Source organism: uncultured Clostridium sp. (assembly GCF_947072515.1).
In the GTDB taxonomy this organism is placed as follows: domain Bacteria; phylum Bacillota; class Clostridia; order Clostridiales; family Clostridiaceae; genus Clostridium.
Window position 1 is genome coordinate 20,863 of the sequence record NZ_CAMTIG010000036.1, and the last position, 15,986, is coordinate 36,848.

Sequence of the window (15,986 nt, forward strand, 5' to 3'; positions counted from 1 at the left end):
ACATAAGGAGGTTTGAGAATTTATGAGAGATTATGTAATAAGAACAAAAAATATTTCTAAAAAATATGGTAAGCAATATGCCTTAAAAGACGTAAATATCAATATAAAAAAAGGTGATATATATGGACTTATAGGAAAAAATGGTGCTGGAAAAACTACTTTGATGAGAGTTATAACTGGACTTAGTAATCAAATAGATGGAAAGCTAGAATTATTTAGTACCACAGATAAAATTATAAAAATGAGAAAAAGAATTGGGGTATTAATAGAATCACCAGCTTTTTTTGAGGATTTAGATGCATATAAAAATTTAGAGTTCATAAGAAGGGTTAGGGGAATTCCAGGAAAGAATTGTATTAAAGAAAAATTAGAACTTGTTGGACTTAAAGATATTAAAGGGAAAGCAGTAAAAGATTTTTCGCTAGGAATGAAGCAAAAGTTAGGACTAGCAATAGCACTTTTAGCAGATCCAGAAGTCCTTATTTTAGATGAGCCAACAAATGGATTAGATCCAATGGGAATAGTTAATATGAGAGAACTTTTAAAAAAGTTAAATAGAGAAATGGGCATAACTATTTTAATATCAAGTCATATTTTAAATGAATTAAGTCAAATGGCTACAGTTTATGGAATTATGAAAGATGGAGAGTTAGTTGAGGAAATAACTATGGAAGAACTAGAGGAAAAGTCTAAACAAGCTTTAGAATTACAAGTTGATGATGCAGAAAAAGCTACTTGGGTTTTAGAAAATATATTAAACATAGAAGATTATAAAGTTTTAAATAATGGAATACTCAAAATATATGAAAGAATAAATGATGGGAAATTTATAAATAAAGAATTTACTAAAGAAGATATTTTAGTTGAGAAAATGATAGTGAATGGTGAGAGCCTAGAAGATTATGTTTTAAATGTAATGGAGGGAAATGATGATTAATTTAATTAATGGAGACCTTTATAGATTATTTAGAACTAAAGCTTATAGAAATTGCATAATTGCTACTATAGTAATAATTATAGTAAATATTGTTATGGATGGATTATGGCTTATATCATTTACAGATTTAGAAGGAATGAGATATGGTTTTTATGTTGGAGTAGGAAAAGGACAATATATAGATTTATTAAAAAATTCAATGGGAACAGGGGCTGTAATGTATATTGTAGGTGTTTGTTTGACTGCATCTATTACTGTAGGTAAATGGGATAGTGGTTCATTGAAAAATATAGTGTCATTTGGATATGAGCGATGGAAAATATTTTTATCTAATATTTTAGCTATAACTATTGGAATAAGCATACTTGTTATAGCACAATTTTTAATTGTGTTAGGAATAAAAATGATTATATTTAAACCTATTGATACAGATTTAATATTAACTATAAAAGTTTTAATATCCTATATAGTAATATTAGGAGCAGGAATCGGAATTTACACAGTTATTGCATCAATTATACCATCTCAATCTGTAATAGGTGTTATTGTAATTATTGAGATATTTAGTCTTTCTATGATAGGACATTTAATAAAAGAAAGTACAGCAAATTTTATTCCTTTTTTGACTTTAAGAAAATTAGCTGGAATACCAGAAGGCGTAAATTTATTAGCAGTAGTAATAACAATGGTACTTTTAAGTGGGATTACAGTGGATATAGGAAGAATGATATTTAATAAGGTAGAAATAAAATAAAGTGGAGGGCAAGGAAAATGCAAATTTTAATAATAGTGTGTTTGTTTGTAATAGGTATTTTACTTGTCTATATTTATAAAATAAAAAAAGAGTTAAAAAGTATAGTAAAACAATTAGATGAATATAACACGCTAAATGTAGAGAAGAAAATAGATGTAAGTTTATTTAATAAAGAAATAGAAGACTTAGCAGAAAAAATAAATGAAAACATAGATATATCTAAAAAAATAAGAATTAAAGAAATAGAAAATAAAAATAATCTTAAAAATATGATATCTAATATATCACATGACTTAAGAACACCTTTAACGTCTATAAAGGGATATATACAGATATTAAAAAAGGGAAATGTTACGAAAGAAAAAGAAAAGGAGTACTTAGAAAAAATTGAAAAAAGAGCAGGAGATCTCCAAGAAATGTTAGAAGAATTCTTTTATTTATCAATAATAGAGGAAGATAAATATGAATTAAACTTAGAAACAATAGATATCAAAGAAGTTTTATGTGAAACTTTGATAAGTTATTATGATCAATTTGAAAGAATAAATATAGAGCCTAAAATAAATATTAAAGGTAATTATACTATTATAGGTGATAAAAAAGAAATTAAAAGAATAATAGAAAATCTTTTAAATAATGTTATAAAGCATTCTAATGGAGATATTGAAATAACTTTAGAAAAAGACGAAGAGATATGTTTATCGGTTTCTAATTTAATTGAAGAAGATATAGATATAAACAGACTTTTTGATAAATTTTATAAAGGAAATGATAAAAATAGAAAAGAAAAAAATACAGGACTTGGACTATCTATAGCTAAAAGTTTAATTGAAAAAATGAATGGAAGTATTGATGCAAAGATAATAAATAAAAAATTGTATATTATTTGCAGATGGAAAGAGTATAAGTAAGATTTAAAAAATCTTACTTATATTTTTATGTAGATGATGATGGAAATAATATTAATATATACTTTAAGAAAGAATATTTTAGAAGGATGTGTATTTGGATGATACTAGGAATTGTAGGGAGTGCTAGAAAAAATGGAATCACATATCAAGCAGTTAATAAGATTTTACATGAATCTGGAGAAGAATATGAGATTATAAGTTTAAGTGGAAAAAAGATAAATGGGTGCATTGCATGTTTAGGATGTGCAAAAGATAATAAATGTAAAGTAAAAGATGATTTCCAAGAGATTCAAGAAAAAATGTTAAAAGCAGATATAATAGTTTTTGGTGCAGCAAATTATTTTGGGATGATAAATGCTTTATCACATGCTGTATTAGAGAGAACATTTGCATTTAGACATAATGCTGAATTTTCATTAAAAGATAAAAAAGCAGTAATAGTAACAACATCGTATAACGAAAAAGAGGGAAGTTCTGTAGAAGCAGCAATAAAAAGATTTTTAGACTATAATAAAATAAGTGTTATAGAATCAATAAATGTCTTAGGGTATTCTCAGTGTTATAGTTGTGGACGAGGACATCAATGTTTAGTTGGAAATGTTTATAAAGATCATGGAAGATTATTAAGTTCAATGGATGAAGCAACTTTCCCATTAGAGTTTTGTGAGCAAAGTGAAAGTAATGATAAGTGCAATAAAGTTATAAAGAAAATTAAGGAAGAGATAGAAAAAAACTCGCCTAAGTAAGGCGAGTTTTGTGATAATTAAGATGCATTTTAATTATCAATAGATTTAGTTGATACTATATCAACACCGGTATTTAGGACATTTTCTATAATAACGTCTCCAACTTTAATTGGTAGACTGATAGAAACTTTATTAATTTCTTTCATTACATCAAAAATCATTCCTTTAGGAATAGGTTCCTTAGTTTTTACAGGAACTACTTTATTTTCATAATTATTTATTTTAACTGTTGAAGTTACTACTCTAGTTGGGTTTTTAACTTCATTTAAACCATAAATTTCTCCTCTTTTGCAAGTGTTACCAGTAACAGTTTCTTTATCTGTATCTACTGTAAGATGACATCCCTTAGGACATACTATACAAATTAAGTTTTTAATCATGCTTATTCACCATCCTCTAATGAAATTGTTAAAGTTCCTTTAGCTTTTAAAAGGTTATCTTTTAAAATAGTTATTCTCTCCATTTCAGCAGGAGCAACGTGAGGTTTTTTAAACTTTTGAATTATATTTCCTTCTTCATCTCTAACAATTATAAAGTTATCTTTAAATACATTACGAACTCTCATAAATACTCCAAGATTTCCATCTAGAGAATCAATTTCAAACTTTTGAGGAACGGTGTAACTTATATTTTCACCATTTTTAATATCAATAAATTTATTTAATCTCTTTTTACCTTGAATATATTTAGCAGCATTTCTACCAGCATTTTTAGATTCTTCAGTAACAAAGTCAACTAAATCATGTACATGTACTACATTACCACAAGCAAAAACACCATCTTTATTAGTTTCCATACTTTCAGAAACAATAAGTCCGTTAGTTCTCATATCAAGTTCAACACCAGCAGTTTTCGAAAGTTCATTTTCTGGTATTAGTCCAACTGATAAAAGTAATGTATCTACATCAAATTCAATTTCACTTCCTTTAATAGGAGTAAATTTATCATCAACTTTTGAAATTATAACTTTTTCTAATCTTCCATCACCTTGAACATCAACAACAGTATGAGAAAGATATAAAGGAATATTATAATCATCTAGACATTGAACTATATTTCTAGTCAATCCATTTGAATATGGCATAAGTTCAACTACAGCTTTAACTTCAGCTCCTTCAAGGGTCATTCTTCTAGCCATTATAAGACCAATATCACCAGAACCTAAGATAACAACTTTCTTTCCAACCATGTTACCTTCCATATTAATAAACCTTTGAGCAGCTCCAGCTGTAAAGATTCCAGAAGGTCTATCACCAGGAATAGCAATTGCACCTCTAGTTCTTTCACGACATCCCATTGCTAAAACTACAGCTTCTGCCTCTAAAGTTAAATATCCTTTTTCAGAATCAATAGCATGAATGATTTTCTTATCAACCATTAAGACCATTGTATCTAGCATAACTTCTATATTAGTTTCTTTAACTAAATCTATAAATCTACCTGCATATTCAGGACCAGTAAGTTCTTCTTTAAAAGTATGAAGGCCGAATCCGTTATGAATACATTGATTTAAAATACCTCCAAGTTCAGTATCTCTTTCTATAATTAAAATGTTTTTAACTCCATTTGTATAAGCTTCATAAGCAGCAGCAAGTCCAGCAGGACCACCACCAACAACAATTAAATCATATTTCATAATCCAATACCTCCTACTTTGTTTTCCCAGTAATTATATAAGATTTTTCCTTATCTAATAGAACATCTTTCATATCCATACCTGTTTCACGTGCAATTATTTCCTGAACTCTAGGTCCACAGAAACCACCTTGGCATCTACCACAACCAGGTCTACATCTTCTTTTAACACCATCAATAGTTCTAGCGCCAAGAGTTCTGTTTATACTATCAACGATTTCACCTTCAGTTATATATTCGCATCTGCAGATAATTCTTCCGTATCTATTATCTTTTTTTATTAATTCAGATTTTTCTCTATTAGTAAGAGCTATAAAGTGAGTTTGCTCTCTAGTTTCTTTAAAGTTTTCTTTTGGAATTAAAGCAAGTCCAGATTCACCCATCATTCTTACAACATTAACACCTATTGCAGGAGCAGAACTTAATCCAGGTGATTTCATTCCAGCTACATCAAAGAAGCCTTTTACACTAGATTCTTCAACAATAAAATCAGGACAATCAGCTACAGCACGAAGGCCCGCAAAGTTTCTAATATTTTCTCTGAAATTTACCTTATCAGTAGTTCTAATAGAAGTTTTCTTAATATAATTTAATCCATCAGATTCAGTGCTTACAGAATCTTTATTTTCTATATCAAGAGCATTAGGACCAACTAAAAGATTTCCATGAACAGTAGGAGTTACTAAAACGCCTTTTCCAAGATCAGATGGACATTGGAAAATTGTTTTTGTAAAAATACTTCCTTGGCTTTTATCTAGAAGAAAATATTCACCTTTTCTTGGTGTGATTTTAAAACTTTCTTCGCAAATTAAATTATGAATTTCATCAGCATGAACACCAGCTGCATTAACTATAAATTTACTTTCTATAATATCGCCATTTTCAAGAGTAATCTTGAAATGATCGGTTTGTTCTATTTTTATAACTTTAGAATTTAATCTAAGTTCACCACCATTATCTATAGCATTTTCTGATAATGCTATAGTAAGTTCATAAGCGCCAACTATTCCACCAGTAGGACAGAAAAGTGCACCAATGACATCATTATTTAAATTTGGTTCCATTTCTAAGACTTCTTCTTTAGAAATTAACCTTACTCCCTCAACTCCATTTGCAACACCACGGTTATAAAGGATATTAAGTTCTTTCATATCATCATCATTGAATCCTATAATAAGGGAACCATTTCGTCTAAAAGGAACTGATAAATCTTTGCAAAGCTTATCAAACATTTTATTTCCCCAAACATTATATTTTGCCATTAAAGTTCCTGGTTCAGGATCATAACCTGAATGAACTATAGCAGAATTTGCTTTAGATGTTCCCATAGAAACATCATTTTCTTTTTCTAAAGTAACTACATTTAAATCATATTTACACAATTCTCTAAAGATTGCGCCCCCTATAATTCCTGAACCAATAATCGCTACATCATAAATCATTTATATCGCTCCTTTTTTTAACCAAAATAAAAGAGCCAACTCAAAAAGGACATAAAAAGACCTTTTTGTGTTTAGCTCTATCTTCTCTTCTTACACAAAATCATAATTTGTTTATTAAGTTGATTTTATTATATCACAACTTTGTAAACATTTCCAGACTTTATATAAAAATATAAATTTTTTAATCTTCTAATGCCCATTCCTTTGATCTTTGGACAGCTTTTTTCCATTTAGAGTAGTATTTATCGCGATCTTCAGCAGATACTTCAGGATTAAATTCTTCACTTGCAAACCAAAGCTTAGATATTTCTTCTTTATCTTTCCAGTATCCAACAGCAAGACCAGCTAAATAAGCAGCACCTAAAGCTGTAGTTTCAGTGATTATTGGTTTAATAACCTTTTTACCAACTAAGTCAGATTGGAATTGCATTAAGAATCTGTTTTGGCTTGCACCACCATCTACTTTAATACAGTTTATATCAGATCCAACATCAGAAATCATAGCTTCAAGAACATCTCTAGTTTGATAAGCTATAGATTCAAGAGCAGCTCTTATTAAATGATTTCTATTTGCTCCACGAGTTAGACCAACAATAGTTCCACGAGCATACATATCCCAATGAGGTGCTCCAAGTCCAACAAAGGCAGGAACTACATAAACGCCACCATTATCTTTAACTTTTTTAGCAAAGTATTCAGTATCGCTAGCATCAGAAACAATTCTAAGTTCATCTCTAAGCCATTGAATAACAGCACCACCTACAAAGACAGACCCCTCTAAAGCATATTGAACTTTTCCATCAATACCAATAGCAATAGTAGTTAAAAGACCACTTTTACTTTGAACAAGTTGATCACCAGTATTCATTAATAAGAAGCAACCAGTTCCGTAAGTGTTTTTAACATCACCTTTATTAAAAGCAGCTTGTCCAAACAAAGCAGCTTGTTGATCTCCGGCAATACCAGCAATAGGAACTCTAATACCACCTTTTGAACCAAGATTTGCATATCCATAAATTTCAGAAGAATTTCTAACGTCAGGAAGCATTGATTTAGGGATATTTAAGGTTTCTAACATTTTTTCATCCCATTTTAAAGTTTTTATATTAAATAACATAGTTCTAGAAGCATTAGTATAATCAGTTACATGAACTTTACCGTTAGTAAGTTTCCAAACAAGCCAAGTATCAACAGTACCAAATAAAAGATCACCATTTTCAGCTTTTTCTCTAGCTCCTTCTACATTATCAAGTATCCATTTAATTTTTGTTCCAGAAAAATATGCATCTAGAACAAGTCCAGTATTTTCTTTAATATATGATTCAACCCCAGGCTCTTTTCTTAAATTATCACAAATTTCAGCGGTTCTTCTACATTGCCAAACAATAGCATTATATATTGGCATTCCAGTATGCTTATCCCATACGATAGTAGTTTCCCTTTGATTTGTTATACCTATGGCTGCTATATTTTCTTGTGTTATATTAGTTTTTGCCATAACCTCTTGAAGTACACTATATTGAGTTGCCCAAATTTCCATAGGGTCATGTTCTACCCAACCTTCCTTAGGATATATTTGAGTAAACTCTTTTTGACTAACGCCTAAGATATTTTGTTCATTGTCAAAAATTATAGCTCTTGAGCTAGTTGTCCCTTGATCTAAAGATACTACATATTTATTCATAACAATCACCTCTTAAATTATTTTCCATAATTATAAATCTAATTTTACATGTCCCAAATAGATTCTCTTGTTGTAGATATACAAGTTGCTCCAGCTTTTAGAGCTCCCATAACATCTTCTTTATCTGAAATTAAACCTCCAACTATAAGTGGTTTGTTAAGGGTAGTTGAAAGTTTTGTGATTACCTTAAACAATAGTCCTGGTAACATTTCTACAGCATCACATTCATCAATTAAATGATTTTGAACGTTATTTAATGAAAGACTATCTAAAATAAAGACTCTTTGAATAGCTATAAGACCAAGTCTTTTAGCAGTCTTTATAGTTTGAGGTTTAGTACTTATAATACCATTGAAAGTTGTTTTTTCTTTTAAATATTGAAGAGCAACCTCCCTATTAGTTAAACCATCAACTAAATCGATGTGCAAAATCCCAATTTTATTACTATTAGAGATTTTTTTTGATATAGAAACTATATCAAGAACATTACCAAAAAGTACAAAAATTACATTAACATCTGCTTGTAAAGCTTTGTCTAGTTGTTGCATGTCCTTAACAGCAGCAACAATAGGGTTATCTTCTAGTTTTTGTTTAAATCGCATCATTAAATGCTCCTTTCAAATTTAAAGTTTTATCTACAAATAATAGTAAATAAAATAGCTCCTGTAATTCCCCCTAATATTGGAGCAACTATAGGTATCCAAGCATATGACCAATCTGAATCACGCTTGTCTTTTATAGGAAGAATAAAATGAGCAATTCTTGGACCTAAATCTCTAGCAGGGTTAATTGCATATCCAGTAGGACCTCCTAAAGAAAGACCAATAGCCCAAATTAATAAACCAACAGCAATTGGAGATATTCCATCTACCATATTACTGCTTCCAAGACCTAAGATTCCAAATATCAATAGGAAAGTAGCTATAAATTCAGTTATAAAATTCCATTTATAACTTCTAATAGCTGGCATTGTGCAAAAAACACCTAATTTAGAATCTTTATCATCAGTTTCCTCAAAATGCTTGTAATAAGTTAAGTATACAAGAACTGCACCTAAAAATGCACCTAAAAGTTGGGCAATTATATACATTGGAACGTCAGCCCAAGGCATATCACCTATTACAGCTAAAGATAAAGTTACAGCTGGATTAAATTGAGCACTACTTACATCTGCAAAAATGTATACTGGAATTGCAACAGCAAGAGCCCATCCAGTAGCAATAACAATATGACCAGAACTATTCCCCTTTGTTTTTTTCAGAACAACGTTGGCTACAACGCCACCTCCTAAAAGGATTAGAATCATTGTTCCAACCAGTTCAGCTAAAAATTTTTCCATAAATAAAGTCCCCCTTTTATAAAATAAATATTAGAAAGAAAAAAGAGAGCATGGACAAAAGAAGACAACAAGCTTCTTGTGTTTAACTCTCTAAAAACTCTATAACACAAGTAATAAGTGATATACAAATTATTACATTTAAAATTATACCATCTACTGTAAATGATTTCAAGCGAAGGCATAATTATATTTATTTAAATATAATTGTATATAATACAGTTCCGGCAATTCCTCCAAGTATTGGAGCAATTATAGGAATCCAAGCATAGCTCCAATCAGAATCACGTTTATTTTTTATAGGAAGTAAAAAATGTGCAAGTCTTGGACCAAAATCTCTGGCAGGATTCATTGCATATCCTGTAGGACCACCTAGAGAAAGTCCTAAAACCCAAATTAAAAACCCAATAGCAATAGGTGAAACACCTGCTACCATTTTAGATGCACCAATGCCCATAATACCAAACATAAGCATGAAGGTTGCAATAAACTCAGTTACAAAATTCCACTTATAGTCTCTTATTGCAGGCATTGTACAAAAAATTCCAAGCTTAGCATCTTTATCGTCAGTTGCTTCAAAATGCTTATAATAAGTTAAATATACTAAAACAGCACCAAGAAATGCACCAATAATTTGAGCAATTATATAGAGCGGTACTTCAGACCAAGGCATTTTACCTACAACTGCCAAAGAAATAGTAACAGCGGGGTTAAATTGAGCACCACTTATTGAAGCAAAAATAAAAACTGGGATTGCAACAGCAAAAGCCCAAGCGGTAGTAATAACAATAAGACCAGAATTATTCCCTTTAGTTTTATTTAGCAAAACATTTGCAACTACAGCATCCCCAAACAAAATCATAATCATAGTTCCAATCATTTCACCTAAAAATTTTTCTAACATGGAAGAACCATCCCCTTTAAATTTATGCGTTAAAAAAAGAGAATAGAACATTAAGAGACGCAAAAGTCTCCTGTGTCCTACTCTCTTTAACTCTATAACACAAGTCACAAAAACATACATACAAATTCTTATATGACAAAGTATACCACTTAATGTAATCATTTTCAATGAAAACTTTAGAACCACTTAATAAAAAACTTTAAAAGGAGTGGTACTTTATATAGAGGGGAGTGAAACATATAATAAATCATAGTAAAAATAACGAAAAGGAAAGTGATAGTAAATGCGTATTGGAGTTTTAATGGGAGGAATATCTACAGAAAGAGAGATATCTTTAAAATCAGGAGAAGAAATATTAAGGAATATAAATAGAGAAAACTATGATGAAATAATCCCTATAATTATAGACGAAGAAGATGACGTATTTAAAAAGGCAAGAAATATAGACTTTGCGTTAATTGCATTGCATGGGAAATTTGGGGAAGATGGAAAAGTTCAAGGAATACTAGAAGAAATGAATATTCCTTATAGTGGGTGCAACGTAAAGACTAGTGAAATATGCATGAATAAAGCATTAGCTAAAGAATATATAAGAAAAGAAGGAATAAATACAGCTGATTGGATTGTTGTAAAATCTATACAAGAGATTGATTATAATAAAATAAGTCAGATGACATATCCAGTATTTATAAAACCTAATAATGGAGGATCTAGTGTTGCAACATTTTTTATAAAAGATCCAACAGAAGTTTTAGATGCTGTAAGAGAAGGTTTAAAATATGATACTGAAGTTATAATAGAAAAGTTTGTTTCAGGAGAAGAAATATCAAGTTTTGTTTTAAATGGAGAAGTATATCCTACTATTTCAATAGAAGCAAAAAATGGAGAGTTTTTTGATTTCAATTCAAAATATGCAGATGGAGGGTCTACAGATACTGTAGGAACATTAAAAGGGAGCATACAAGAAAAAGTGGATAAAATATCAGAAAAAATATGGAGTGTATTAGGTTGCAAGAGTTATTCAAGAATTGATATGATAATAAGTAATAACGAACCATACGTACTAGAAATAAATACACTTCCTGGAATGACAAAAAATAGTTTAATTCCTATAAGTGCTAAAGCTAGAGGTATGGAATATAGTGAGTTAATAGATAGCATAATTAAATACTCACTCAATTAGGAGTTGAATGAATTGATTTTTTCTAGCTTAGATTTTAATGATAACGAACCTATATATAAACAAATAGAAAATTATATAAAACACATGATAGATAATAAAATGATAGCAGGTAACGGAAAGTTGCCTGCTACTCGAGAATTAGGAAGAATATTAGGAGTAAGTCGTAATTCTATAATTACGGCTTACGAAAATTTAGAATCAGATGGGGTTATATATACAGTTAAGGGTAAGGGAACATTTGTAACGCCTATTAAGTCGAATGATAGAGAAAAATGGAATATTTCCTGGGAAAATAAAATTAATAATTATGGAAAGTTAGCAAATGAACTAGACGTAGTTAAAAGTGAAATACCTTGGGAGAAAGATATTATTTCTTTTAAAAGTATTTCACCAGATGGTGCATTATTCAATATAGAAGAATTTAAAAAATCATTTTTAAATAGAATTTCTATAGAAGAACATAAAATATTAAATTATGGATATGCAAAAGGATATAAACCATTAATAGATTGGCTATTAAAATATATGCAAAAAAAAGGAATAGATACGGACGGAAAAGATATATTAGTGACAAATGGATTTACAGAAGGGTTAGAAGTAATATTATCTTCATTTACTAATCCCGGAGATAAAATAATTTGTGAAAATCCAACACATAATACTGCTATAAAAATAATGAAGGTTCATGGAATAGATATAATAGGAATCAAAATGAATGAAGATGGGTTAGATATAGAAGAACTAAAAGAAAAACTTCAATTAGATAATATTAAATTTGGATACTTAATACCTTCATATCATAATCCTACAGGTCTTGTAATGAAAGGTGAAAAAAGACATCAGGTTTATAACCTTTTTAAAGAATATAATATTCCAATATTAGAAGATGGATTTAATGAAGAGCTTCTATATAATAGTACGCATTTATCTCCAATTGCATCATTTGATATCGGTGGAAGTGGGGTAATATACCTATCAAGTTTTTCAAAAATACTATTTCCGGGTTTAAGAATAGGATGGATATTAGCGGATAAGAAATTAATTACATTATTAGAAAGTGTAAAAAGATGCAAAAATATTCATACATCATTTTTAGATCAAGGAATCTTATATGAATATTTAAATGAAGGATACTTTGAAAAAAATATAAAAAAAGTTAAAAAGGTATATAGAGAAAAATATAACTTTGCAATTAAATGTATAAAGAAATATATAGATCCTGAAATTCTTTGGGGTGAAGGCGGTCTACACATATATGTAGGATTAAAAGATATAAATAGTAGAGAATTACTAGAAAGATGCTATGAAAAGAAAGTAATATTCATGCCAGGAGATTTATTCTCTATAGATTCTTATTCAGATAATGCATTTAGAATAGGATTACCAAGACTTACACTAGAGCAAATTGAGAAAGGCGTAAAAATAATTGGAGAGACAATAAAAGAAATAAGAAGAGAAAAATAAAAGGGGTAAGAAAATAAAAGGAGTAAGAAAATAAAAAGGGTAAGAAGAGAAGAATAAAAAGGATAAGAAGAGAAAAGCGATAATAAAAGGAATAAGGGGAGAAATGAGAAGAAACTAGGAAAATAAAATTATAATATAAAAATTTAGTTATTGGATATGTATATAGATTAAAGAGAGATATAATCTATATACTAAAAATATATCAAGAAGATACATTAAATGAATCACATATATATCATATTTTCACTTATATATATCATTCTCACTATATATGAAATAAATATATATAGAATAATAAGTACATTAAACATTGTATATAGAATAGTAAGTACATCATATGAAATAAATATTGTATATAGAATAGTAAGTACATCATATGAAATAAATATATTATATAGAGAATGATAGATATATCATATGAAATAAATATACTGTATATAGAAGAGTAGGTATATCATATGAAATAAATATACTGTATATAGAAGAGTAGGTACGTTATATGAAATAAATATATTGTATGCAGAGTAGTAGGTATATCACATGAAAATAAATATACTATATATAGAATGATAGATACATCATATGAAATAAGTATATTGTATATAGAATAGTAGATACATGATATGTAGAATAAGAATATAGCATAAAAAATAGAGATATTTATATAATGTGGATATGTAATGATTAATATAAAACTATAATAAATAAATTACCTAATAGAATTATAAAATAATTAGTAAGGATAATATAAAACTAAAAAGTAAAAAATGCTTTAATGAAAATATAAAGTGAATCAAATATAGTGAAAATAAGATATAGAATAAATTAGATAAAATAAATTATAGAGTAAATTAAGGATGATATATAAGAAGTAAATATAAGAGAAAAATTAAAATTAGAGAAAAAACAAAAGAGATGATATAATTTAAGGGTTTTAAAAAGAGAGAAAAGAAAGTGAAATATATAGGAGGATTACTAATGTTTACTCATGAAGAATTATTAACAATAAAAGAAGCAATAAAAATAGCAGACACAGAATATATGAAACAAGTGGAAGGCGCTACAGGAAATAAAAATAGAGTAGTAGCAAATAAGAAACAAAAAAAACTATGGCTTATACAAAATAAATTAAATAAACTAATAGAAGAATCAAAATAGCTTTAAATAGAAGCATACTAATTGATAGAAAAACTAGAATGAAATAAAAAAGACTAGGAGAATAAAATCTTCTGGTCTTTTTTATTTTAAAGCTACAAGTCGAATTTATGTTATTTGAAATAGAAGATTAAACTGTAGAATTAGAATGTTTTTAGTTAGTAGAGTTAAAATATTATAAAGATGAAATAAGCGATTAGAGAAAACTCTTTCTAAATTTATAGTTTCGTTATTCTTATTTATAATATAAAGTTCCTAAATTATAAAATAAAGATAAGAGAATTTTTTTTGTATTTATGCAGATAATAAAAGTATAGATTAAAAAAGTGAGGTGTGAATACAATGAAATTATTGTATATAATAGTAAACTCTAAAAATGAAGAAGATTCATCAAGTAGATTAGTATCAAGAAAGTTAGTGGAAGAGGTAATGGCAAATCACGAATGTGATCTTGAAGAGATTAATTTATATGAAGAAGAATTACCAGAACTAAATGCTAAATACTTCTCAGGGAAAAATTGTTTGATAGAAGAGTGTGATGAATTAAGCAAAGAGGAAAAAGCAGATGTTGAGCAAATAAAAAAACTCGCAAATCAATTTGCAGAAGCAGATGCATATGTTATAGCAGCACCTTTATGGAGCATGTCATTTCCAGCACCTTTAAAACAATATATTGATTGTGTTGTATCAAATGGAATAACAATAGAAATTTCTGAAAGTGGATGTAAAGGACTTTTAGAGGGTGATAGAAAAATGATTTATGTTCAAGCATCAGGTGGACCAATAAATTTAATAACTAAAGGTGAAATGTGTCAAGGAATAGACTATGTAGAAGGAATAATGGAACATCTAGGGATTAAAAAATTTGAAAAGCTCTTAATAGACGGAACTGGTTTTACAGAAGAAAGTAAAAGGGCAGCAGAAGAAAAGGCAGTAGAAAAAATTCCACATATACTAAGAAGTTTTAAATAAATTACTTAATAGGACGTTTTAAAATCTTTTCTTTACAAGTATAATTAGCATTATAGGATTAAAAAAGGAGATTTTAAAATGAGTATATTAGATATATATGAAGAATATAAAAAAATAAATAAAGAATATGTAGAATACAATGAAAAGTTATTAGAAAGTAAATTTACTGATAATACAGATAAAAGTATTATAGATAATCTAAATAAATTTAAAGAAGAATTTGAAAGTTTAAAAATAAAAAGTGATACATTAGAAGTGAATGAGGATTCAGAAACAAATATAAAAGATCTACAATACTTAATAGTAGATGCAATTTTTGTTTCATATGATTTAATAAACTTCTATACAGGTGGATATATAGAAAGATTTAAAATGAGAATAACAAATTATATAAATAAAGCTAGAAGAGTAGAGAATAAATTAATTTAAAAGAAAAATAAATCAAAATAAGCTAAAAGTAAATTAATCTAAAGAATATATTATGTAAGAGTTAAAAAATTAATTTAGAATATTTAATAAAATTAAAAGAAATACTAAAAAGGTAGAGTTCTTTGTTGTACCTTTTAGATTTGATAGAGGATTTTAGAGCAATTATGGTCTAAAATCCTTAAATTTTGAAAAAATAGGGTACAAATTATAACACACTATACCAAGTGTATCAATATAAGAAAAACTATGAAAAAAGGAGTAAAATAGATTAAAATAAGAATAAATTCAAAAAATAGATAAAAATAAAAGTAGAATGTCGAAAAGTGCGAGTATAATAGTCTATGTTGAGTGGCTAACGAGTCACCAAACAAGTCGCCACAAGCGACGAGGAAAAAATGGTCTTTGAAAATTGAACAGAATAATATATAAACAAA

Annotated in this window: 16 protein-coding genes; 9 read left to right on the top strand and 7 right to left on the bottom strand. The window is 28.2% G+C overall.

Annotated elements, in window-relative coordinates:
* The first annotated feature begins 22 nt into the window (after nt 1-22).
* The 4 genes from Q0W06_RS12980 to Q0W06_RS12995 all read left to right on the top strand — a co-directional run bounded on the left by Q0W06_RS12980 (nt 23) and on the right by Q0W06_RS12995 (nt 3,348).
* Nucleotides 23-937 (top strand): ATP-binding cassette domain-containing protein, encoded by a 915-nt coding sequence (locus tag Q0W06_RS12980; RefSeq protein ID WP_297636294.1) that lies wholly within the window; start codon nt 23-25, stop codon nt 935-937.
* Nucleotides 930-1,691, top strand: a complete 762-nt coding sequence (locus tag Q0W06_RS12985) for a hypothetical protein (RefSeq protein ID WP_297636296.1) — start codon at nt 930-932, stop codon at nt 1,689-1,691. The genes Q0W06_RS12980 and Q0W06_RS12985 overlap by 8 nt, the downstream gene beginning before the upstream one ends.
* A gap of 17 nt (nt 1,692-1,708) precedes the next feature.
* Entirely contained in the window at nt 1,709-2,602 is an 894-nt protein-coding gene (locus tag Q0W06_RS12990; RefSeq protein ID WP_297636299.1) for a HAMP domain-containing sensor histidine kinase, read from the top strand.
* Between the two features lie 98 nt (nt 2,603-2,700).
* The gene (locus Q0W06_RS12995) at nt 2,701-3,348 is read left to right on the top strand and encodes a flavodoxin family protein (RefSeq protein ID WP_297636301.1); all 648 of its coding nucleotides are present in this window, start codon (nt 2,701-2,703) and stop codon (nt 3,346-3,348) included.
* A gap of 29 nt (nt 3,349-3,377) precedes the next feature.
* On the opposite strand, the gene Q0W06_RS13000 is transcribed toward Q0W06_RS12995, so the two are convergent.
* From Q0W06_RS13000 to Q0W06_RS13030, 7 genes are all read right to left on the bottom strand, one after another.
* On the bottom strand, nt 3,378-3,728 hold the full coding sequence (locus Q0W06_RS13000) for a DUF1667 domain-containing protein (RefSeq protein WP_297636304.1): 351 nt from the start codon (nt 3,726-3,728) through the stop codon (nt 3,378-3,380).
* Nucleotides 3,729-3,730: 2 nt separating this feature from the next.
* Nucleotides 3,731-4,984, bottom strand: coding sequence for an FAD-dependent oxidoreductase (locus tag Q0W06_RS13005; protein WP_297636307.1), 1,254 nt, complete (start codon nt 4,982-4,984; stop codon nt 3,731-3,733).
* 13 nt (nt 4,985-4,997) lie between these two features.
* Nucleotides 4,998-6,425 (bottom strand): NAD(P)/FAD-dependent oxidoreductase, encoded by a 1,428-nt coding sequence (locus Q0W06_RS13010; RefSeq protein ID WP_297636310.1) that lies wholly within the window; start codon nt 6,423-6,425, stop codon nt 4,998-5,000.
* A gap of 181 nt (nt 6,426-6,606) precedes the next feature.
* Entirely contained in the window at nt 6,607-8,109 is a 1,503-nt protein-coding gene (gene glpK / locus Q0W06_RS13015) for a glycerol kinase GlpK (protein ID WP_297636313.1), read from the bottom strand.
* Between the two features lie 44 nt (nt 8,110-8,153).
* Nucleotides 8,154-8,714, bottom strand: a complete 561-nt coding sequence (locus tag Q0W06_RS13020) for a glycerol-3-phosphate responsive antiterminator (protein WP_297636316.1) — start codon at nt 8,712-8,714, stop codon at nt 8,154-8,156.
* Nucleotides 8,715-8,740: 26 nt separating this feature from the next.
* Nucleotides 8,741-9,448 (bottom strand): MIP/aquaporin family protein, encoded by a 708-nt coding sequence (locus Q0W06_RS13025; RefSeq protein ID WP_297636321.1) that lies wholly within the window; start codon nt 9,446-9,448, stop codon nt 8,741-8,743.
* A gap of 190 nt (nt 9,449-9,638) precedes the next feature.
* Nucleotides 9,639-10,349 (bottom strand): MIP/aquaporin family protein, encoded by a 711-nt coding sequence (locus Q0W06_RS13030; RefSeq protein ID WP_297636324.1) that lies wholly within the window; start codon nt 10,347-10,349, stop codon nt 9,639-9,641.
* Between the two features lie 283 nt (nt 10,350-10,632).
* On the opposite strand from Q0W06_RS13030, the gene Q0W06_RS13035 reads away from it, so the two are divergent.
* The 5 genes from Q0W06_RS13035 (at nt 10,633) to Q0W06_RS13055 (ending at nt 15,552) form a co-directional block, all read left to right on the top strand.
* Nucleotides 10,633-11,532, top strand: coding sequence for a D-alanine--D-alanine ligase (locus Q0W06_RS13035; protein ID WP_297636327.1), 900 nt, complete (start codon nt 10,633-10,635; stop codon nt 11,530-11,532).
* A gap of 12 nt (nt 11,533-11,544) precedes the next feature.
* Nucleotides 11,545-12,996 (top strand): PLP-dependent aminotransferase family protein, encoded by a 1,452-nt coding sequence (locus Q0W06_RS13040; RefSeq protein WP_297636330.1) that lies wholly within the window; start codon nt 11,545-11,547, stop codon nt 12,994-12,996.
* 978 nt (nt 12,997-13,974) lie between these two features.
* Nucleotides 13,975-14,154 (top strand): hypothetical protein, encoded by a 180-nt coding sequence (locus Q0W06_RS13045; RefSeq protein WP_297636333.1) that lies wholly within the window; start codon nt 13,975-13,977, stop codon nt 14,152-14,154.
* A 339-nt stretch (nt 14,155-14,493) separates the two neighbouring features.
* Nucleotides 14,494-15,123, top strand: a complete 630-nt coding sequence (locus Q0W06_RS13050) for an NAD(P)H-dependent oxidoreductase (protein ID WP_297636336.1) — start codon at nt 14,494-14,496, stop codon at nt 15,121-15,123.
* Nucleotides 15,124-15,201: 78 nt separating this feature from the next.
* Nucleotides 15,202-15,552 carry a hypothetical protein gene (locus tag Q0W06_RS13055; protein WP_297636338.1) on the top strand — a complete coding sequence of 117 codons (351 nt, stop codon included), beginning with the start codon at nt 15,202-15,204 and terminating at the stop codon, nt 15,550-15,552.
* The last annotated feature ends 434 nt before the right edge of the window (nt 15,553-15,986 follow it).

Coding starts and splice junctions, on each gene's coding strand:
- Q0W06_RS12980 (WP_297636294.1), top strand. CDS start 23: ATGAGAGATTATGTAATAAGAACAAAAAATATTTCTAAAAAATATGGT.
- Q0W06_RS12985 (WP_297636296.1), top strand. CDS start 930: ATGATTAATTTAATTAATGGAGACCTTTATAGATTATTTAGAACTAAA.
- Q0W06_RS12990 (WP_297636299.1), top strand. CDS start 1,709: ATGCAAATTTTAATAATAGTGTGTTTGTTTGTAATAGGTATTTTACTT.
- Q0W06_RS12995 (WP_297636301.1), top strand. CDS start 2,701: ATGATACTAGGAATTGTAGGGAGTGCTAGAAAAAATGGAATCACATAT.
- Q0W06_RS13000 (WP_297636304.1), bottom strand. CDS start 3,728: ATGATTAAAAACTTAATTTGTATAGTATGTCCTAAGGGATGTCATCTT.
- Q0W06_RS13005 (WP_297636307.1), bottom strand. CDS start 4,984: ATGAAATATGATTTAATTGTTGTTGGTGGTGGTCCTGCTGGACTTGCT.
- Q0W06_RS13010 (WP_297636310.1), bottom strand. CDS start 6,425: ATGATTTATGATGTAGCGATTATTGGTTCAGGAATTATAGGGGGCGCA.
- glpK (WP_297636313.1), bottom strand. CDS start 8,109: ATGAATAAATATGTAGTATCTTTAGATCAAGGGACAACTAGCTCAAGA.
- Q0W06_RS13020 (WP_297636316.1), bottom strand. CDS start 8,714: ATGATGCGATTTAAACAAAAACTAGAAGATAACCCTATTGTTGCTGCT.
- Q0W06_RS13025 (WP_297636321.1), bottom strand. CDS start 9,448: ATGGAAAAATTTTTAGCTGAACTGGTTGGAACAATGATTCTAATCCTT.
- Q0W06_RS13030 (WP_297636324.1), bottom strand. CDS start 10,349: ATGTTAGAAAAATTTTTAGGTGAAATGATTGGAACTATGATTATGATT.
- Q0W06_RS13035 (WP_297636327.1), top strand. CDS start 10,633: ATGCGTATTGGAGTTTTAATGGGAGGAATATCTACAGAAAGAGAGATA.
- Q0W06_RS13045 (WP_297636333.1), top strand. CDS start 13,975: ATGTTTACTCATGAAGAATTATTAACAATAAAAGAAGCAATAAAAATA.
- Q0W06_RS13050 (WP_297636336.1), top strand. CDS start 14,494: ATGAAATTATTGTATATAATAGTAAACTCTAAAAATGAAGAAGATTCA.
- Q0W06_RS13055 (WP_297636338.1), top strand. CDS start 15,202: ATGAGTATATTAGATATATATGAAGAATATAAAAAAATAAATAAAGAA.